The sequence below is a fragment of the Streptomyces sp. NPDC049541 genome, assembly GCF_044465725.1.
GTDB lineage: Bacteria > Actinomycetota > Actinomycetes > Streptomycetales > Streptomycetaceae > Streptomyces.
Window position 1 is genome coordinate 115,853 of the sequence record NZ_JBITLY010000007.1, and the last position, 17,208, is coordinate 133,060.

19 protein-coding genes and 2 pseudogenes are annotated in these 17,208 nt (G+C 71.2%); 8 read left to right on the forward strand and 13 right to left on the reverse strand.

Going from position 1 to position 17,208, the window contains the following annotated elements:
- Positions 1–27: 27 nt before the first annotated feature.
- Positions 28–873 carry a helix-turn-helix transcriptional regulator gene (locus ACIBW9_RS26055; RefSeq protein ID WP_398958915.1) on the reverse strand — a complete coding sequence of 282 codons (846 nt, stop codon included), beginning with the start codon at positions 871–873 and terminating at the stop codon, positions 28–30.
- A 101-nt stretch (positions 874–974) separates the two neighbouring features.
- On the opposite strand from ACIBW9_RS26055, the gene ACIBW9_RS26060 reads away from it, so the two are divergent.
- On the forward strand, positions 975–1,682 hold the full coding sequence (locus ACIBW9_RS26060; RefSeq protein ID WP_398958917.1) for an SDR family oxidoreductase: 708 nt from the start codon (positions 975–977) through the stop codon (positions 1,680–1,682).
- A gap of 175 nt (positions 1,683–1,857) precedes the next feature.
- On the opposite strand, the gene ACIBW9_RS26065 is transcribed toward ACIBW9_RS26060, so the two are convergent.
- Positions 1,858–2,451, reverse strand: a complete 594-nt coding sequence (locus ACIBW9_RS26065) for a dihydrofolate reductase family protein (protein ID WP_398958918.1) — start codon at positions 2,449–2,451, stop codon at positions 1,858–1,860.
- 69 nt (positions 2,452–2,520) lie between these two features.
- Between ACIBW9_RS26065 and ACIBW9_RS26070 the strand changes: the two genes are divergently transcribed.
- The 3 genes from ACIBW9_RS26070 (at position 2,521) to ACIBW9_RS26080 (ending at position 4,843) form a co-directional block, all read left to right on the forward strand.
- On the forward strand, positions 2,521–3,099 hold the full coding sequence (locus ACIBW9_RS26070) for a TetR/AcrR family transcriptional regulator (RefSeq protein ID WP_398958920.1): 579 nt from the start codon (positions 2,521–2,523) through the stop codon (positions 3,097–3,099).
- 309 nt (positions 3,100–3,408) lie between these two features.
- Positions 3,409–4,059: a hypothetical protein gene (locus ACIBW9_RS26075; RefSeq protein WP_398958922.1), complete on the forward strand. Its 651-nt coding sequence runs from the start codon at positions 3,409–3,411 to the stop codon at positions 4,057–4,059.
- A gap of 166 nt (positions 4,060–4,225) precedes the next feature.
- A complete protein-coding gene (locus ACIBW9_RS26080; protein ID WP_398958924.1) occupies positions 4,226–4,843 on the forward strand; it encodes a sigma-70 family RNA polymerase sigma factor in 618 nt (205 codons plus the stop codon).
- A gap of 234 nt (positions 4,844–5,077) precedes the next feature.
- Here the strand turns inward: ACIBW9_RS26080 and ACIBW9_RS26085 are convergent, their stop codons facing one another.
- Genes ACIBW9_RS26085 through ACIBW9_RS26100 form a run of 4 tightly spaced genes read right to left on the reverse strand, consistent with a single transcriptional unit; the run spans position 5,078 to position 8,403 of the window.
- Entirely contained in the window at positions 5,078–5,824 is a 747-nt protein-coding gene (locus ACIBW9_RS26085) for a GntR family transcriptional regulator (protein WP_398958926.1), read from the reverse strand.
- Positions 5,817–6,983, reverse strand: a complete 1,167-nt coding sequence (locus ACIBW9_RS26090) for an acyl-CoA dehydrogenase family protein (RefSeq protein ID WP_398958928.1) — start codon at positions 6,981–6,983, stop codon at positions 5,817–5,819. Before ACIBW9_RS26090 ends, ACIBW9_RS26085 begins: the two co-directional genes overlap by 8 nt.
- A gap of 26 nt (positions 6,984–7,009) precedes the next feature.
- Positions 7,010–8,200, reverse strand: coding sequence for a CaiB/BaiF CoA transferase family protein (locus tag ACIBW9_RS26095; protein ID WP_398958931.1), 1,191 nt, complete (start codon positions 8,198–8,200; stop codon positions 7,010–7,012).
- On the reverse strand, positions 8,197–8,403 hold the full coding sequence (locus ACIBW9_RS26100; protein ID WP_398958933.1) for a hypothetical protein: 207 nt from the start codon (positions 8,401–8,403) through the stop codon (positions 8,197–8,199). The genes ACIBW9_RS26095 and ACIBW9_RS26100 overlap by 4 nt, the downstream gene beginning before the upstream one ends.
- Before the next feature lie 270 nt (positions 8,404–8,673).
- Between ACIBW9_RS26100 and ACIBW9_RS26105 the strand changes: the two are divergent.
- A pseudogene (locus ACIBW9_RS26105) lies at positions 8,674–9,254 on the forward strand (diaminopimelate decarboxylase family protein); the annotation flags it as partial.
- A 63-nt stretch (positions 9,255–9,317) separates the two neighbouring features.
- On the opposite strand, the gene ACIBW9_RS26110 reads toward ACIBW9_RS26105, so the two are convergent.
- Together ACIBW9_RS26110 and ACIBW9_RS26115 are read right to left on the reverse strand one after the other, a co-directional pair.
- Positions 9,318–9,581, reverse strand: a complete 264-nt coding sequence (locus ACIBW9_RS26110; RefSeq protein ID WP_398958935.1) for a hypothetical protein — start codon at positions 9,579–9,581, stop codon at positions 9,318–9,320.
- A gap of 137 nt (positions 9,582–9,718) precedes the next feature.
- The gene (locus tag ACIBW9_RS26115; protein ID WP_398958937.1) at positions 9,719–10,972 is read right to left on the reverse strand and encodes an MFS transporter; all 1,254 of its coding nucleotides are present in this window, start codon (positions 10,970–10,972) and stop codon (positions 9,719–9,721) included.
- Positions 10,973–11,141: 169 nt separating this feature from the next.
- Between ACIBW9_RS26115 and ACIBW9_RS26120 the strand changes: the two genes are divergently transcribed.
- A complete protein-coding gene (locus tag ACIBW9_RS26120) occupies positions 11,142–12,062 on the forward strand; it encodes a LysR family transcriptional regulator (RefSeq protein WP_398959675.1) in 921 nt (306 codons plus the stop codon).
- A 3-nt stretch (positions 12,063–12,065) separates the two neighbouring features.
- Here the strand turns inward: ACIBW9_RS26120 and ACIBW9_RS26125 are convergent.
- The 3 genes and pseudogenes from ACIBW9_RS26125 to ACIBW9_RS26135 form a co-directional block, all read right to left on the reverse strand.
- A pseudogene (locus ACIBW9_RS26125) lies at positions 12,066–12,701 on the reverse strand (aldo/keto reductase).
- A 29-nt stretch (positions 12,702–12,730) separates the two neighbouring features.
- The gene (locus tag ACIBW9_RS26130; RefSeq protein ID WP_398958939.1) at positions 12,731–13,942 is read right to left on the reverse strand and encodes an MFS transporter; all 1,212 of its coding nucleotides are present in this window, start codon (positions 13,940–13,942) and stop codon (positions 12,731–12,733) included.
- Positions 13,943–14,111: 169 nt separating this feature from the next.
- The gene (locus tag ACIBW9_RS26135; protein WP_398958941.1) at positions 14,112–14,570 is read right to left on the reverse strand and encodes a MarR family winged helix-turn-helix transcriptional regulator; all 459 of its coding nucleotides are present in this window, start codon (positions 14,568–14,570) and stop codon (positions 14,112–14,114) included.
- A 134-nt stretch (positions 14,571–14,704) separates the two neighbouring features.
- On the opposite strand from ACIBW9_RS26135, the gene ACIBW9_RS26140 reads away from it, so the two are divergent.
- Together ACIBW9_RS26140 and ACIBW9_RS26145 are read left to right on the forward strand one after the other, a co-directional pair.
- Complete coding sequence (locus ACIBW9_RS26140) at positions 14,705–15,238, forward strand: 2'-5' RNA ligase family protein (protein WP_398958943.1); 534 nt, start codon at positions 14,705–14,707, stop codon at positions 15,236–15,238.
- A 120-nt stretch (positions 15,239–15,358) separates the two neighbouring features.
- A complete protein-coding gene (locus ACIBW9_RS26145; RefSeq protein ID WP_398958945.1) occupies positions 15,359–15,712 on the forward strand; it encodes a hypothetical protein in 354 nt (117 codons plus the stop codon).
- Positions 15,713–15,730: 18 nt separating this feature from the next.
- Here ACIBW9_RS26145 and ACIBW9_RS26150 read toward each other — a convergent pair whose 3' ends face one another.
- Both ACIBW9_RS26150 and ACIBW9_RS26155 read right to left on the reverse strand, forming a co-directional pair.
- Positions 15,731–16,753, reverse strand: coding sequence for a helix-turn-helix domain-containing protein (locus ACIBW9_RS26150; protein WP_398958947.1), 1,023 nt, complete (start codon positions 16,751–16,753; stop codon positions 15,731–15,733).
- Between the two features lie 61 nt (positions 16,754–16,814).
- Entirely contained in the window at positions 16,815–17,072 is a 258-nt protein-coding gene (locus tag ACIBW9_RS26155; RefSeq protein WP_398958948.1) for a peptidase inhibitor family I36 protein, read from the reverse strand.
- Positions 17,073–17,208: the final 136 nt, after the last annotated feature.

Consider the following 17,208-nt stretch of genomic DNA (forward strand, 5'->3'; position numbering starts at 1 on the left):
CGGAGCCCTGGCCGAGGAGACGCTCCGCTAGACCTTCCCGGCCAGGTTCTGCGTGCCGATCACGGAGATGAGATCCAGCTTCTCGGCGGCCTCGGTGCCCGGTTCCGCCGAGTAGACGAGGATGTGCAGGTCGTTCTCCTCCACCCGCAGCAGGTCGCAGTCCAGCGTGAGCACACCCACCTGCGGGTGCTCGACGGTCTTGCGCGAGGCCGCCAGCCGGCCGACGACGCCCGCGTCCCAGAGCTCAGCGAACTGCTCGCTCTTCGAACGCAACTCCGTTATGAGGCGCCGTAGTTGATGGTCGCCGGGATAGCGGGCGGCGGTCGTCCGCAGCTCCGCGACCATGCCGACCTGGAAGGCTCTCCACTCCTCCGGGGTGTGCCGCACCCGGCTAGGAAACCCGAGGAAGTTGCGCCACACGCCGTTGCGTTCGAACCCGCGCAGGCCGGACGGGTCGCCCATCAGCGCCGCATACATCGGGTTGGCCAGCAGCAGCGTCATGGCCGCGTCGGAAACCGCGACGGGCGTGTCCACCAACCGGTCAAGGAGCCGCTGGACGCTCGGGGTGATGAACCCGGGCACCACGTCAGGACCCGGCGGCACCAACTCAGCAAGACGGAACAGATACGTGCGCTCGTCCCCGGACAGTCGCAGCGCCCGGGCCAGCGCCTCGACGACCTGCCCCGAGGGGTTGGCCGCCCGCCCCTGCTCGAGACGCGTGATGTAGTCGACCGAGATCCCGGCAAGCAGGGCCAGCTCCTCGCGCCGCAGACCGGCCGCCCGCCGATGGCCGCCGGAGGGCAGCCCCGCCGCCTCCGGAGCGACCCGGTCGCGCCAGCGCCGCAGCGTCCGTCCGAGTTCCGTCGCAGTCATGCCCCCAGTGAACACCGCGGCCCGCGCATGTGCCTGGTACCACGAGTCCCAGGAAGAAGGGTCTCCTGGCTGATCGGGATGACCCGCCGCAGTCTGGACGCATGACGACAACACTGATCACCGGAGCCAACAAGGGCATCGGCCACGAGACCGCCCGTCAGCTCATCGCCGCAGGCCACACCGTGTACGTGGGGGCCCGCGACGCCGAGCGCGGACGACGGGCCGCCGAAGAGCTGGGCGCACGCTTCGTCCTGCTCGACGTCACCGACGACGCCACGGTCGAGGCCGCGGCCAAGACCATCGAGGCCGACGGCGGACTCGACGTACTGATCAACAACGCCGGGATCGAGACCCGCGGCGAGGGAAACAGCGTGCCCACCGCCGAGACCCTGACCGCCGACCAGATGCGCAACACCTTCGAGACGAATGTCTTCGGCGTCGTCCGCGTGACCCACGCCTTCCTGCCCCTGCTGCAGCGCTCGGCCGCGCCGGTCGTGGTCAACGTCAGCAGTGGCCTCGCCTCGCTGACCCACCTCTCCGACCCGGACCACCCCGCGCACTTCTACCCGGGCGTCGCCTACCCGGCGTCCAAGACCGCGGTCAACATGCTCACCGTGCAGTTCGCGAAGGCGTTCCCGAACATGCGGATCAACGCCGTCGAGCCCGGCTTCACCAAGACGGACCTCAACGGCAACACGGGCACCCAGACCGTCGAGCAGGCCGCCCGCATCATCGTGCGCCTGGCACAGACCGGCCCCGACGGCCCGACCGGCGACTTCTTCGACATCAACGGCCGACTGCCGTGGTGACGCGGCGCGCGCCGGTCGTTTGACCGGAGCCGGCTTCCGGCCGTTCCCTCCGTGGTCAGTTCCCGCGGCCCGGAAAGAAGTTCGAGGAATTCGAGGTGGAGGGGCGGACACGGTGCGAAACCGCCCCGAATCCCCGAGGCTTCGTTCTCTGGTCCGCCTGCTGGACCGGAACCGCCTAGCGGCGGGTGAGGCGGGTGAGAGTGACCCCGTTGGTGAATGCGGTGCGTTCGGCGACGTCGAAGACGGTGGGGTCGAAGGCACCGTCGACCACTGAGATTCCGGTGCCGGCAATGACCGGGTAGGTCTTGATCAGCAGTTCGTCGATCTCAGGCAGCAGGGTGCCCGCGAGCCGGCCGCCTCCGCAGAGCCAGATGTCCAGGCCGGCGCCTGCCTCGCCCTTGAGCTCGCGGACGAGGGCAAGCGGGTCGTTCGGCACGACGGTGACGGCTGGGTCGGTGTCCGGCTTCAGGGTGCTGGACACCACGTACTGGCGCAGGTGCGCGTACGGGCTGGTGATCCCGTTGTCGAGGGCGGGGCGGTAGGTGCCGAGCCCCATGACGACGGTGTCGAAACGCCGGCTGGGCGCGTCGGCGACGCCAACGGCCGCCCGGTAAGCGGTCGGGATGGTCTCCGGGTACAGCGCGTTCATCCAGGTCGAGTAGTCGGCGGCCTGCTGCTCCTCGCCCTGCGGAAAGAAGTCGAACTCGCCGCAAGGGCCGGCGATGCGGCCGTCGAGCGTGACGCCGACGTAGTACACGAGCTTTCGCACAGCGGTCCCCCACACGTAGTACTCTGACTGAAGTGGTTTGAATGTAGTACTACAGTTGGAGTGGTGTCAATGGTGAGACGGAACGACCAGCGGCGCGCTGCCCTCGTTGACGCGGCGATCGAGGTGCTGGCCCGGGAAGGCGCACGAGGCCTGACTTTCCGGGCCGTGGATGCCGAGGCGATCGTTCCCGCCGGCACGGCGTCCAACTACTTCGCCAGCCGCGACGATCTGTTCACACAAGCGGGCGCCCGGGTTTACGAGCGACTCCAGCCGGACGAGGCCACGATCGCCCGCCAGCGGGCGGCCGGCCGCGACCAGGAAACCTACGCTGAACTGATGCGCGAACTCGTCGGCCGCGTCGCCTCCTTCCGTACCGGCTACCTCGCGCTGCTGGAACTCCGCCTTGAGGCCACCCGCCGCCCTGAACTGCGCAAGGTGCTCACGGAGCGAGTCCGAGCAGACGTCGACGCCAACATCGCCTATCACGAGGCTTCCGGCCTCCCGGGCGACGCCACGGCCGTCAAGCTGCTCATGCTGACGCTGAACTGGCTGATCGTTGAGCAGCTCACCTTGCCGGACGTCTTCACGGAGGAGGAGCGTGAACAACTGGTGACGGCCGCCGTGGAGCGCATCGTGGCGGCGGAGTAGAGGGCTCGGCCCCAGAAAACCTCGGCATGTGCCCGCCCTTGCTTCCGTCCGCTGACCCGAAAGGAACGGCCTGGTTCGCCCCGTCGAAGCGAACGGGGCCAACGGCCTGACGCGAGCGCCCGCCAGGATCAGGAGCTGAGATGCTCATGCAGCATCTCACGGTCACGCCACCGACCCGGGCACCGGCGCTCCACTGGTAGGCCCGTCGATTTCCGTGGCGTGGATCACATGTGTGAATTGAGTGGGGGCACCTGTCGGTTTCCGTACCCCTGCATGACGAGTGACGCCCGGATGCAAGCATGAGGCGCCATGACAGCAGGGTGGTGTTCTCGCACGATACGGGCCGCGGTGTTCGCGGCCGTCTGCGTGCTGCTCGCCGCCCTGGGCCACATCCTGATGTCCGGCAGCGATGTGCCCGCCGGGGCGCTCGCCGCCGGAACGGGCGCCACCGGGGCCGTCGGCTGGTGCCTGGCGGGGCGGGAGCGTGGGCTGCCGTTGATCGTGGCGGTCGTGGTCGCCGTCCAGACGGTGCTGCACGAGGCGTTCTCGCTCGCCCAGTCGGTGACCGAGGCGTCCGGCTCGTCGGCCACCACGGACATGAGCGGCATGGGCTCGATGCACATGGACTCCATGGACATGGCCCACATGGATCACATGGGGCGCATGGGTCATGCAGCGGCCGGCGCTTCGTCGGCGGTGGGCATGCTCCTCGCCCACCTCTTGGCCGCGCTGCTGTGCGGGCTGTGGTTGGCGTACGGCGAGAAGGCCGCCTTCCGTATCGTCCGGGCCGTCGCCGGATGGCTGGCCGCCCCGCTGCGGCTGCTGCTCGCCCTGCCGGACACCCCGGAGCGCCCGCGCCCAGACCTGAGGCGCCGCCGCTCGCACCGCGAGCCCCGACTCCTCCTACTCGTTGACGCCATCACCTCTCGGGGACCTCCCGTGGGGACGGCTGTCGCCTGACGACAGCCGGCTTCCCGAGGCTGCCCGTGCGCGCCTCGGGCCACGGCCGTACGGCCGCACCGGCGCCGTAGCGCCCTCGTGCCGTAGGCCGTACCCCCACTCACCGGACCGCTCTCGCCCTCGCGCGCCCCGGTCCGGATCACGGTCGACCTGAGAAGGACACCAGGTGATTACCTCTGCCTTGCCGACCTCGAGCGCCACACAGGACAGAGCGGCGGCGCTCGACGCGTCGATCACGGCCTGGGCGCTCGCCGCCCGGAGCGGCGATACGGATGCCGTCGAGCGGTTCGTGCGCGCCCTGCAGCGCGATGTCCAGCGCTACGTCGCCCATTTGTGCGCCGACCCGCAGGCGGTGGACGACCTCGCGCAGGACACCTTCCTGCGCGCACTGGGCAGCCTGCACCGCTTCGAGGGCCGTTCCTCGGCGCGTGCGTGGCTGCTGTCCATCGCCCGCCGGGCCGTCATCGACAGCTACCGCCACGCCGCCGCCCGCCCCCGCCTCTCCGACGCAGCGGACTGGCAACTGGCCGTCGAACTGTCCCAGCCGTGCGACCTGCCCGGCTTCGACGACGGCATCGCCCTGCTGGACCTGCTGGCCGCGCTGCCCGACGAGCGCCGGGAGGCGTTCATCCTCACCCAGTTGGTCGGTCTCCCGTACGCAGAGGCCGCCGAGGTCAGCGACTGCCCGATCGGCACGGTCCGCTCCCGCGTGGCCCGCGCCCGGGCCGGCCTCATGGACCTGCTGGAAGCCGCGGAGGAGCCTGCTGTGCCGGCGGCGGTCTGAACCCTCGTACGAGGGTGCCGGGGCGGTCGCCTCGGCACCCTCTGCAGCACCTCATGCGTGATACCGGGCCGTGCCGCGGCCATCAAGAAGCCGCCCACCGAGGAACGGCTTCTCCACCCGCGAGCAGCTGAAGCGTGTGGGTGCGAGCCAACAGTTACGTCACCGACGTCGACGCCTGCTCAAGGAGCTCCGCCTGTGGTCGGCCGCCAAGAACAACACGTACGGACGTCTCCGTCATTGACCGCCGCGGCGCAGCCGCACGCGGTACGAGTAGTGCTCGGGCAGGAAGTGGCTGATGGCCAGTTCGACGAGCTGCCCGGCGACCGTCTGGTAGACGCGGTCGATGCGCAGCAGGGCCCGGCCCGGTTCACAGCCCAGGTGTTCGGCGATCTCCGGCGAGGCTTCGGCGACGGTGATGCTCTGCTCGGCCTCGGCGATCGGTTCGGGCAGCCGCTGGTCGAGCAGGCCGATGACGGTGAAGGTGTTCGGTGTGCCGGGTAGCGTCAACTCCTCGACGCACTGCAGCAGTTGGCCGACGGCGGGCGGCAGCCAGACCGACGTGTGGCAGAACGCGACGTCGTCGTGCAGCCGTAGAAATGCCAGCTTGTGCACCCGGTCCGTGTTCAGGCCCAGTCGTCCGGCCGCGTCGACGTCGACCCGTCGGTGCAGGGGCGTGACCACGTCCATACGGGTGTCGATGGACAGCCCCATCAGGTCGTCCACCGAGCCGAACTGCCGCAGGTACTGCTCCTCGCGGGACGTGGCGAACGTGCCGCGCCCGGGCACCCGGTAGACCAGTCCCTCGGCCACGAGGTCCTGGAACGCCCGGCGCACGGTCTGCCGGCTCACACCGTAGGTCTCGGCCAGCTCCGTCTCGGTGGGCAGCCGGACACCGTCCGGGTAGTCGTTCCGCAGGACCGCCGCCCGCAACGCTCTTCCGAGCCGCGCGTAGGTGCTCTCCCGCTGCGGCTGCTCAGCCATCGAGACCGCCCCTTGCCACCAACTGTGCGGCGATCACGTTCCGTTGGATCTCGTTCGTGCCCTCGCCGACGATCATCAGGGGTGCGTCGCGGAAGTACCGTTCCACGTCGAACTCCGTCGAGTAGCCGTAACCACCGTGAATCCGTACCGCGTTGAGCGCGATCTCCATCGCCGTCTCCGACGCGAACAGCTTCGCCATGCCCGCCTCCATGTCGACCCGGCGCCCTGCGTCGGCCTCCCGGGCCGCGTACAGCGTCAGTTGGCGGGCGGCCGTGAGCTTGGTCGCCATGTCGGCGAGGTAGTTGCCGATGGACTGGTGGCGCCAGATCGGTTTGCCGAACGACTCCCGTTCCTGGGCGTAGCGCAGCGAGTCCTCCAGGGCCGCCCGCCCCACGCCGAGTGCCCGGGCGGCGACCTGGAGCCGCCCGGTCTCCAGCCCCTTCATCATCTGGGCGAAGCCGTGGCCCTCCTCGCCGCCCAGCAGGGCGTCGGCCGGTACGCGGTAGTCCTCGAAGGACAACTCGCAACTCTCGACGCCCTTGTAGCCGAGCTTGGGCAGATCGCGGGAGACGACGAGGCCCGGGCCGTGCTCGGAGAGCAGGACCGAGATGCCCGTATGGCGGGGGCTGGCGGCCGGGTCGGTCTTGCACAGCAGCGCGATCAGGCCGGCGCGGCGGGAGTTGGTGATCCAGGTCTTCGCCCCGTTGACGACGTACTCCTCGCCCTCGCGGCGCGCGATCGTCGTCATCGCCTGGAGGTCCGAGCCGCCGCCCGGCTCGGTGAGCGCCATCGTGGCGCGCACCGCCCCGGTCGCCAGCCTCGGCAGATACCGCTGCTTCTGCTCCTGGGTGCCGTACAGCACCAGGAGTCGGGAGACGACGGTGTGCCCGCCCATCGCTCCGGCCAGGCTCATCCAGCCGCGCGCGAGTTCCTCGGTGACGAGTACGAAGCAGGGTGTGGAGACAGGGTTGCCGCCGTACTCCTCCGGGACGGCCAGACCGTAGATGCCGAGTTCCTTCATCCGCTCGACGAGGTTCTCGGGATAGGTGTCGGTGTGCTCCAGCTGCTGGACGACGGGCTTGACCTCCTTGTCGACGAACTCCCGCACGGTCCGGACGACGAGGCGTTCGTCGTCGGAGAGGAGGTCCAGGACGCTCATGGGGCGCAACTCCACATCGTCGAGGGTCAGATGACGGCGTCGGCGCGCAGCGCCCGCAGCTCGTCGGGGGAGAGGCCTAGGCCGGTGAGGATCGCGTCCGTGTGCTCGCCCACCGCCGGGACGGGATCCATGCGCGCGGGGATGCCCGCGAGGTCGGCCGGGGGGAGCAGCGCCTGCACCGTCGCCCCGGGCACGGCCACCTCGCGCCAGCGCTCGCGGGCCGCCAGCACCGGATGGTCCAGGAACGCGGCGACGTCGTTGACGCCGGCGCACGCGATGCCGATGTCCTCGAGGTCCTTGAGGATCTCCTCGGCGTCGGAGCGGGCGCAGCGCTCGGCGACGATCGCGTTGATCTCGTCGCGGTGTGCCACGCGGTCGGAGCCCGTCGCGAAGCGCGGATCATCCGTCAACGCCGGTCGGCCGAGGAAGTCCGCACACAGGACGGCCCACTCGCGCTCGTTCTGGATGGAGAACAGCACCTGCTTGCCGTCGGCCGTCGTGAAGGCGCCGTACGGTGCGATGGTGGCGTGGTGGGTGCCGAGCCGGGCGGGCTGACTGCCGCCGTAGCGCGTGTAGTTCGCAGGCTGGCCCATCCACTCCGCCAGCGCCTCGAACAGGGACACCTCCACCGGGTGCGTCCGGCCGGTGGTGGCTCGCGTGTAGAGGGCGGTGAGGACGCCCGTGTAGGCGTACATCCCGGCGGCGATGTCGGCGACCGAGATCCCGACACGCGCCGTCTCGTCCGCGGTTCCGGTCAGCGAGACCAGGCCGGTCTGGCACTGCACCAGCAGGTCGTACGACTTGCGGTCGGCCCACGGCCCGCTGGTGCCGTAGCCGGAGATCGTGCACGGGATCAGCCGCGGGTAGCGGTCGGCGAGTGCGTCGACGCCGAGGCCCAGCCGGTCGGTGGCGCCGGGCGCGAGATTCTGCACGAACACGTCGGCGCCGTCGAGGAGTCGGTGCAGGATCTCCATGCCCCGCGGGTCCTTCAGGTCCAGGGTGAGGGACTCCTTGGAGCGGTTGAGCCAGACGAAATAGCTGGAGTGGCCGTGCACCGTCGTGTCGTAACGGCGTGCGAAGTCGCCCTCGCCCGGCCGCTCCACCTTGATGACCCGGGCGCCGAGATCGGCGAGCTGCCGGGTGGCGTAGGGAGCGGCCACGGCCTGCTCCAGGCTGACCACCGTGATGCCCGTCAGGGGAAGCTGGTGCACCGTCATGTCTCCTGGCCCTCGTAGGGGATGTACGGGACGAGTGTCTGCGCCGCCGGACGCCGCACCGCGTCGTCCGTGAAGCTGTCGAAGCCCGGATAGTCGTCGAACAGCGCCGCGGCCGCCACGTGCGGCCGGGAAAACATGCCTTCCAGGCCGGTCGCCGGGCGGTACTCACGGACCCACTGGGGGAGGGCACGGGCGACGGTCAACGGGCCCCCAAGGGTTAGGTACCTGCCTCCGCCCAGATTTGTACGGCCGAATCCGTGGCCCTGTCAACGCTGTCGTCAGTGCCCTGACCTGTGTCTTGGCGCACCATCGCGATGTGTCGGAGCAGACATCGGGACCCTGGCGAGACTTTGTACACAACAATGCGGCGGGCTGAGGGCCAGGCGGCCGTCGCCGCCCCGACGTCAGCGCCACGTCAGGGTTTGCCCGAGGCGCGTCAGCGTTGCGTCATGAGACGGCGAGTCATCGGGGCGGGCTGGCATGGCGTCATCGATGCGTCCCGTTCCGCCTCCCCGCGTTCGGGGCGCCCCACTCGCGCGGCCCGGACCACCCGCAAGGTCCGTGCCGAGCTCACCGAGGCGTGCACGGCGGCCAGCTGCCCGTGCCCCGCCTGATCATCGAACCGGGGCGGGCCATCGCCGGACCCGCGGGCATCGCTCTCTGTCGCGTGCTCGTCGTCAAGCGCACCGGCGGTCGCGCGCACGTCGCCGTCGACGGCGGCATGAGCGACAACCCGGGCCCGGCCCTGTACGGAGTGCACCACGCGCCCCGGCTCATCGGCCGCCCCATCACCGCCGACCGGGCGCCGGTCACCGTCGTCGGCCGGCACTGCGAGGCCGGCGACGTGCTCGCCGCCGACGTCGAACTCCCCGCGGACGTACGCCCCGGAGACCTGCTCGCCGTCCCCGTCGCCGGCGCCTACCACCTCTCCATGGCCTCCGGCTACAACCTCGTCGGCCGCCCACCCGTCACCGCGGTGCGCGCCGGTCGTGCCCGGCTCCTCGTACGCAGGGAGTCCCTGGACGACATCCGCAGCCGCGACGTGGGCCTGTGAGCGGGTTGCAGAAGGCCGTGAGCGCGAAGCTGCGGTTCCTTGGAAGTCTCAGCTCGCTCGGACTCAGATGTCCCGCCCGGGATCGCACAGCACCATCACCGCGCGGGCCACCAGTTCGCCCGCGCCGCCGAGTTCCCTCCGGTAGCGGCCCGTTATGCCTCGTACCGTCTCCGCGAAGGCCGGATCGGCGGCGCGGGCGCGGGCCGGGGGCGGGAGTTCCCGGGCCATCGCCCGGCGGCGTGCGAGGAGCGCGATGATCTCGTCGTCGAGGCGCTCGATCTGATCGAGTGACAGGTCCGTCGTCAGCCCGGCCGCGTGGTTCGTCATCAGAAGGGATCTCCGTTTCGCCGGCGGGGGCCGGATCGCGGCTCCCGTCCGTCCTCATCGCAGTTGGTCCTTCCTCACCTTGCCCGCCGCGATGAGCGGCAACTCCTCACGGAACCCGACGGATCGGAGCCGGCCGCTCAGGCCGCTTCGTCGACGCTCGGCTGCGCCATCTTCGCGGGGTCCGCGATACGGCGGGGCAGCAGCAGCGGCGTGGCCAGGACGAGGACACCGGCGAGAGCGATCGCCGCGCGGGGGCCGGTCAGGCCGGCCAGCAGGCCCCACAGGGCGGTCATCGCGGCGGTCGTCGCCTTGGTGGTGACCGACCATGCGGAGAGCGCACGCGCCACCCGGCCCGGGTCCGTCTGCCGCAGCCGAATGGTGGAGTACACCGGGTTGAAGACGGCACACGACATGATCACGCCCAGCTCCACGACCATGACGAGCACCAGCCCCGCCGTGCCGCGCCCGACGAAGGCGAGGCCGATCGGCCAGCACGCGCGCAGCGTCCCCGCGACGAGCAGCACCCGGCGCTCACCGAACCGCGGCACGAGCCGACGGGCCAGCCGTGAGCCGATCAGGCCGCCGATGCTGGGTAGGGAGAAGGCCAGGCCGTACTGCCAGGCCGCGAAGCCTAGATCGCCGACCATCAGCACGGCGAGCAGCGGAAGCGACACCATGATCAGGGCGTTGTACAGCACCGTGTTGAAGAACAGGGGCCGCAGCGTCGGATGGGACAGGATGTACCGCCATCCTTCGAGCAGGCTGCCGACCGGTGCCTGTCCGGGTGCCGAGGCCGGCCGTACGGGATGCGTCTCGGTCCCGCCGATCGCGCGGATCCCGATGGCCGACAGCAGGAAGCTCACCGCATTGGCCACCACGGTCATCACCGGCCCGAACAGGCCCATCGCGGCCCCGCCCAGGGGCGGCCCCAGGATGGTCGCGGTCCACTGGGTGGCCTCGAACCGTGCGTTCGCGGCGAGCAGGTCCTCCGGCGGCAGCAGCGATTTGACGAAGGATCCGCTCGCCGCGGTGAAGCTGATGTCGGCCGCTCCGACGACGATCGACACAACCAGAAGTTGTACGAAGGTGAGCGCACCGAGCGCGAAGGCGACCGGAATGGTCAGCAGCACCCCACAGCGGACCAGATCCATGAACATCATCACGGGCCGCTTGCGACGGAACTCCATCCACGGTCCGAGCGGCGTCGCCACCACCGCCCCCACCGCGAGCCCGGCCGCCGACAGCACCGCCACCTCGGTCGCCCCGGCATGCAGCACGATCACCGCTATCAGCGAGAACGCGTCGAAGGCGAGCCATGTCCCGATCGCGCTGACCGTGTAAGCCCCCCACAGCCATCCGAACTGCCGCCCCAGCGCCCGCCCGCCCCGCATGCCGGTCTCCCCGTCCGCCCGAATCCTGACCGGCGACATCAAAGCCGGTCACGCGGCACGGGGGCAAACAACCGACGCGCCGGTCGTCCGACAACCGGTAGTTGTAGGACCACCGGCAACAGGGCGTTGTAGAAAAGGGCGCGTGGACATCGACGCAGTGCGCACTCGCGTGGACATCGACGCAGTGCGCACTTTCGTGGCCGTCGCGGACGCCGGACAGTTCCGGGAGGCCGCCCTCGGCCTGGACGTCACCCAGCAGGCCGTCTCCAAGCGGGTCGCCGCGCTGGAGAAGGACCTCGGCGCGCGGCTGTTCACCCGCACGGCGCGGGGCGCCCAGCTCACCGTCGACGGCCAGGTCTTCCTGCCCCATGCCCGCGAACTGCTGCAGGCCGAGGAACGCGCCGCGGCCTCCGTACGGCCCGGCCGCCGTGCCCTGCGCGTCGACGTGATCGGCCGTCGGCTCGCCCCGGCCGACCTGATCCGGGACTTCCACCGCGCCCACCCGGACACGGCCCTCGACGTCGTGACGCTCTTCGACGCCGACGCGGCGATCTCCGCGGTGCGCTCCGGCACCATCGACGCGTCCTTCCGCGCGCTCACGATTCCCGCCCGGCAGCTGCCCGAGGGCATCGAGGCGGCCCGCGTCCACGACGAGCCCCTCGAACTCCTCACCGGACCCCGGCACGCGCTCGCCTCGGCCCGCGCCGTCACCCCGGCCCAGCTGTCCGGGCACCGGATCTGGATGCCCGGCAACGTCGCGGGCACCGAATGGGCCGCCTACTACGACGACCTGGCCGCGGCCTTCGGCTTCACCATCGAGGTCACCGGCCCCGACTTCGGCACCGAACCGCTCCTCGACACCATCGCCGACTCCTCGCTGCTCGCCACCTTCGTCGGGGTACAGACCCGCATGGTCTGGCCGGCCGACCACGACCTGCGCCGCATTCCCCTGCGCGACCCGACGCCCGTCTACCCGCACTCGATGATCTGGCGCGCCGACAACCCGCACCCGGCCCTGGCCTCGCTCCGCGCCCACCTCGGCACCGCCCGGCGGGACGCCGACACCTGGACCCCGAAATGGGCCCAGTGACGGTCAGGTGAGCGGGTCCGGGTCGCGGCCGGTGCGCGGCCCCCGGTCCAGGGCGGCGATCGCGGCCGGGCTCCTCCGCGCCGAGGGCGAAGTCCAAGACGTCGATGTTCTCGCGGATGCGGGCGGGTGTGACGGCCTTCGGGATCATCACGTTGCGGAGCTGGAGGTGCCGGCGCAGCACCACCTGCATCGGCGACTTGCCGTACCGCTCGGCGATGTCCGTCAGCGCCGGCTCGGCGCGCAGTTCACGCTGCCGGCGGCCGGGGTGCAGTTCGATCTGGTTGACGGCCGGCACCAGCGCGCTGCCTCCCGCGGCTGGGCGGGCTGGAAGTCGGAGCCACCGGCCGCGCGGAGCCGCCCGTCGGCCCGCAGGCTTCTCGATGGCCTGGCAGGACTCCCGGTACAGGTCGTGGTCCGGCGTGAGTCCGTGGGTGAGGTGCACCTGGCCGGAGGAGGCGGGCGCGGCGCCGACGCCGGCTTCGTTGCCGTGGACGGAGGCCCTGTCGGTGCTGCGGTATCCGGCTTCCAGTGCGGTGTTCACCGCTGCGGTGGTCTCGGGATCGGGACCGGGAAGACGCCGCGGCCGAGCTGGGGGATCTCGACGTCGTTGTCGAGGGTGACGGGGGCGGCGAGGGTCAGGTGCGTTGTGCTCCAAGCGAGTTGGCGGATCAGTGCCGTGTGGCGGCCGGGGTGTGCTCGGCGGGTGCGGACGTGGCCACGACCCGGCCCGTCGGACGGGTGCGGCGGTCGAGGGAGGCCGCCAGGAAGGACAGGAGCAGCGCGCTGCCGGCCAGCAGGGCGCCGACCCAGTTCGGTGCCGTGTAGCCGAGGCCGGCCGAGATGACGAGGCCGCCGAGCCAGGCGGACAGCGCGTTGCCGAGGTTGAAGGCGCCGATGTTGGCGGCGGAGGCCAGCGTCGGGGCGGCCGAGGCCTGGTCGAGCACCCACTTCTGCAGCGGGGGCACGGAGGCGAAGCCCAGCGCACCGATCAGCGTCAGGGTGATGGCGGCGAGGACCTTGTTGTGGGCGGTCGCCGTGAACAGCAGCAGCGCCAGGGACAGGGCACCGAGCGCGGTGAACAGCATGGGCATGAGGGCACGGTCGGCGAACCGGCCGCCCACCAGGTTGCCCAGGAACATCCCGGCCCCGAACAGCACCAGCAGCCAGGTCACCGCACCGGCCGAGTAACCGGCGACCTCGGTCATCATCGGCGTGATGTAGGTGATCGCGGCGAACACCCCGCCGAAGCCGAGGACCGTCATCGCCATCGCGATCCACACCTGCACGTTGCGGAAGGCGGCGAACTCGGTACGGATGGTGCCGGACTCCGGACGGCCCGGCTCGGGCACCAGCTTCGCCACCCCGACGAGGCCCGCGATGCCGAGCGAGGCGATCGCGGTGAAGGTGACCCGCCATCCGGCAGCCTGGCCGATGTACGTCCCCAGCGGGACGCCCACGACGTTGGCGACGGTCAGGCCCGTGAACATCAGGGAGATCGCGGACGCCTTCTTCTCCGGCGCTACCACACCGGCCGCGACCACGGAGCCGATGCCGAAGAACGCACCGTGCGCGAGGGAGGCGATCACCCGGCCGACGAGCATGACGCCGAAGGTGGGGGCGAACGCGGACAGGGTGTTGCCCACCACGAACAGGCCCATGAGGAACATGAGCATCTTCTTGCGGGAGACCTTGGTGCCCAGGACCGTCAGCACAGGCGCACCGAATACGACGCCCAGGGCATAGCCGGACACGAGCCAGCCGGCGGTGGGGATGGAGACGCCGAAGTCACCCGCGACCTCGGGCAGCACGCCCATGATCACGAATTCCGTGGTGCCGATCCCGAAGGCCCCGATGGCCAGGGCCAGGAGCGCGAGAGGCATGGGAAGTACCTTCCAGGCGATTGCATGTAACGCTTACAGGCGTCGACAATAGTTGCAGACGCGCTATAAATACAACCGCATCGAATCGCCTGAGCGGGTAGCAGGTGTCTGCAAGTATTTGGCCAAACGAAAACCCCCGCAGCGCGGCCCGGCGGCGGGGGTCTTGGTCTCAGGCGGGAACTCGGAGCGTCTCGACGGCTTGGACCAGCGGGGCGAGCTCCGGGCTCCGGGCGGCCTCGTCCAGGGCCTCGCGCAGGGCCGCCTCGTTGGTCGGGCGGGCCTCCTCCAGGAGTCGGAGGCCGGCCTCGGTGACGTTGGTGTAGATGCCGCGCCGGTCGGTGGGGCACAGGTAGCGGGTCAGCAGCCCGCGGTCCTCCAGGCGCGTGACCAGCCGGGTCGTGGCGCTCTGGCTGAGGACCACCGCGTCGGCGACCTGCTTCATCTGCAGGTGCCCGCCCTCCCCGTCGTGCTGCCGGCTCAACACGTCCAGCAGGGAGTACTCGCGCACGCTCAGATCGTGCCCGGCCTGCAGGGCGCGCTCGATGTGGGCCTCGATCCTGCCGTGCAGCAGCGACAGGGCGGACCAGCTCGACGCGAGCGCGGTGAGCGCCGGATCCGTCGCGGTCATGGGCTGGGTCCTCCGTCCCGAAGTGCCTGCGGTTCAGGATAGGACATGGGTGAAATTTTCGGCGAGGGCTGGTAGAGCGCGTATGCAAGGGTGCCGGGTCGCGGCCGCGGGCGTCCGCCTGATACACCCATGGCATGGCAGACGAGGAATCGGGCCGTTTCGCAGCGGGGCAGACCGCGCTCGTCGTACCCGTACCCGAGGCGGAAGCGGTGGTCCGGCCTTGGCGGGACCGTTTCGACCCGGCGGCCCGATCCGGTGTCCCGGCCCACGTCACCGTGGTCTTCCCCTTCCTGCCCGCCTCCCTCGTGGACGCCGGGACCTGCGCCGCCCTCGACGAGATCTTCGGGCACCACCGCTCGTTCGAGGTGCGGTTCGAAGAGTCCGGGCGGTTTCCCGGCGTGCTCTACCTCGCGCCCACCCCCGACGCTCCGTTCCGCGGACTCACCGAGGCAGTCGTCGAACGCTGGCCGGAAGCCCCGCCGTACGGCGGAAAGTACGAGCCCCACCCGCATCTCACGGTCGCCCAGGGCCAGGACGAGGCCGTGCTGGACGAGATCGAGGCCGGCCTGCGCCCCGACCTCCCCTTCGCGGCCCGCGTGCCCACCGTCGACCTCGTGGCCTACGACGGCACCGACTGGCTGCACCGGGCGTCGTTCGGCCTGCGGTAGCGGCCCGGGACCCACGCCGTCGCCGCCCGAAACACTTTGGCCACCGCACCGGCTTCGCCGATATCGTCCGGACTCCCGGCCGGCCGCACCGGCGGCCGACCCCTCCGGAAAGCGAACGCCATGACCAGCCCCCGACCGACGACAACCCTGTGGCGCCCCACCGGCCCCAAGGAGCTGGACCTGGTCCGTGAGCTGGAGTGGCGCGCCTGGCCGCCGCGGCTGCCCGAGCAGCCGATCTTCTACCCGGTGCTCAACGAGGACTACGCCATCAGGATCGCGCGGGACTGGAACGTCAAGCACAGCGGCGCCGGCTTCGTCACCCGCTTCGAGGTCGACACGGAGTTCCTGAGCCGGTATCCCGTGCGGCAGGCCGGCGGCGCAACCATCCTCGAGCTGTGGGTGCCGGCCGAGGAGCTGGACGAGTTCAACGCCCACATCGACGGCGAGATCCAGGTGGTCCACGAGTTCCGGTGAACGCCGTCCGTCGAGGGGCTACGGCCGCGCCAAGTGCCGCATCGTCAGGGCCAGTTGCAGCCTGAGCCGGCCCTGCGGGGTGCGCAGCGGCCAGCCGAGCAGGTGCTCGGCCTGGGTCAGGCGGTCCTGGAGCGTGGAGTGGTGCACGTTGATCTCGGCGGCCGCGGCGCGCTGGCTCGCCGTGGCGGCCACGGCGTGCAGCGTGGCCAGCAGTCCGGGCAGCGCGCCCGCCGCCGCCTCCAGGGCCCGCACGTCGGGAGGCGGCTCGGCGCCCGGTACGACGAGATCCGCGAGCAGCGCGATGCCGCCCAGCTCGTCGGCGTACACCACCCGCGGGCCGGGATCCTGTGGTGTGCCGTCGGCAGTGAACCGCAGGGCCGTGCGGGCCGCCGTCCACGAGCCCGGCAGGTCGAGCACGGGTACGGCGGGCCCCACGCCGAGGCGACCGCCGGGCAACTCGGCGTCGCTCGGCCGGACACCCGCACGGGCCGCCAGGATGCGGGGCGGGCCGTCTGAGGGGGCAAGGGCGCGGATCCGTACGGCAGGGACGGTGGGGTCGATGCCGAGGCGGCGGGCCGCGTGCAGCCGGGCCGGCTCGGGCACCGTGGCGTCGAGCAGTGTCTCGATCAGAGCCGGGTCGTCGGCGGGGGAGGCCGGGGCGCGGCCCCGGGTGCGGTCCAGGACCAGCCGTATCGCACCCGCGGCGCGCTCCAGGATCACCGCGTCGACGACGCTCGGTCCGGTACCCGCCCGCTCCAGCCAGAGGGCGGGGGCGCCGCCGGGCTCCAGTGCCGCGCTCGGCCAGTCCGGCTCCGGCGGCGCCTCGGTGTCCTTGCGGGTGCCGTCGGGCTCGACCCGCACCCGCACGCGCCGGCCGGCATCGACGAGCCGCGCGGGACATCCGGCCAGCACGGCCGCCCCGCGCACCAGCGCCTCCAGACCGGCCCTGGTCTCGGCCAGCCGGTCGAAGTAGGCGATGACCCGCACGGCGGCACCGGCATCGGGATCCAGCGCGGTCAGGCGCCCGGCCAGCTCTTTCATACGGGCCATGATGCGCCATGGCGCGTTCGGTGAGGAGCGCCTGCGGCGGACTGCGCTGCTGTCAGTGGACGGCGGGCGTCGGCAGTTCCGCACCGCCCGGACGGGCGAGAAGTCGTGCGGTCCCCGTGAAGTTCGCGCCCGTGTACAGACACAGGTTCCCCGAGGCGCAGTCCGCGCCGCCGTTGTCCGCCCACCCACAGGAGTCGTTGCCGCCACACGCAGCCGTGCCGGACGACCAGGCGGAGGCGGTGCCGACGAGACCGGCGACGGCGCACAGTGCGGCGAGCGCCACCGCGGTCGACGTGCTGCGGAAAGCCATGGCGTTCCCGTTCGACGACAGCCTGCCGGCGGTACTGGTCCACCCGGTCGACAAGACCGCCGTCGCGGACGCGCCCGTGGCCCCGGCCGGCTCGCCCGGCTCCTCGGACCCGCCCGCGGCCCTGCTGTACGAGACC

Excerpts from the sequence above, each read along its gene's own strand:
- ACIBW9_RS26055 (WP_398958915.1), bottom strand. The coding sequence starts at position 873 with ATGACTGCGACGGAACTCGGACGGACGCTGCGGCGCTGGCGCGACCGG.
- ACIBW9_RS26060 (WP_398958917.1), top strand. The coding sequence starts at position 975 with ATGACGACAACACTGATCACCGGAGCCAACAAGGGCATCGGCCACGAG.
- ACIBW9_RS26070 (WP_398958920.1), top strand. The coding sequence starts at position 2,521 with ATGGTGAGACGGAACGACCAGCGGCGCGCTGCCCTCGTTGACGCGGCG.
- ACIBW9_RS26075 (WP_398958922.1), top strand. The coding sequence starts at position 3,409 with ATGACAGCAGGGTGGTGTTCTCGCACGATACGGGCCGCGGTGTTCGCG.
- ACIBW9_RS26085 (WP_398958926.1), bottom strand. The coding sequence starts at position 5,824 with ATGGCTGAGCAGCCGCAGCGGGAGAGCACCTACGCGCGGCTCGGAAGA.
- ACIBW9_RS26090 (WP_398958928.1), bottom strand. The coding sequence starts at position 6,983 with ATGAGCGTCCTGGACCTCCTCTCCGACGACGAACGCCTCGTCGTCCGG.
- ACIBW9_RS26095 (WP_398958931.1), bottom strand. The coding sequence starts at position 8,200 with ATGACGGTGCACCAGCTTCCCCTGACGGGCATCACGGTGGTCAGCCTG.
- ACIBW9_RS26110 (WP_398958935.1), bottom strand. The coding sequence starts at position 9,581 with ATGACGAACCACGCGGCCGGGCTGACGACGGACCTGTCACTCGATCAG.
- ACIBW9_RS26115 (WP_398958937.1), bottom strand. The coding sequence starts at position 10,972 with ATGCGGGGCGGGCGGGCGCTGGGGCGGCAGTTCGGATGGCTGTGGGGG.
- ACIBW9_RS26130 (WP_398958939.1), bottom strand. The coding sequence starts at position 13,942 with ATGCCTCTCGCGCTCCTGGCCCTGGCCATCGGGGCCTTCGGGATCGGC.
- ACIBW9_RS26135 (WP_398958941.1), bottom strand. The coding sequence starts at position 14,570 with ATGACCGCGACGGATCCGGCGCTCACCGCGCTCGCGTCGAGCTGGTCC.
- ACIBW9_RS26140 (WP_398958943.1), top strand. The coding sequence starts at position 14,705 with ATGGCAGACGAGGAATCGGGCCGTTTCGCAGCGGGGCAGACCGCGCTC.
- ACIBW9_RS26145 (WP_398958945.1), top strand. The coding sequence starts at position 15,359 with ATGACCAGCCCCCGACCGACGACAACCCTGTGGCGCCCCACCGGCCCC.
- ACIBW9_RS26150 (WP_398958947.1), bottom strand. The coding sequence starts at position 16,753 with ATGAAAGAGCTGGCCGGGCGCCTGACCGCGCTGGATCCCGATGCCGGT.
- ACIBW9_RS26155 (WP_398958948.1), bottom strand. The coding sequence starts at position 17,072 with ATGGCTTTCCGCAGCACGTCGACCGCGGTGGCGCTCGCCGCACTGTGC.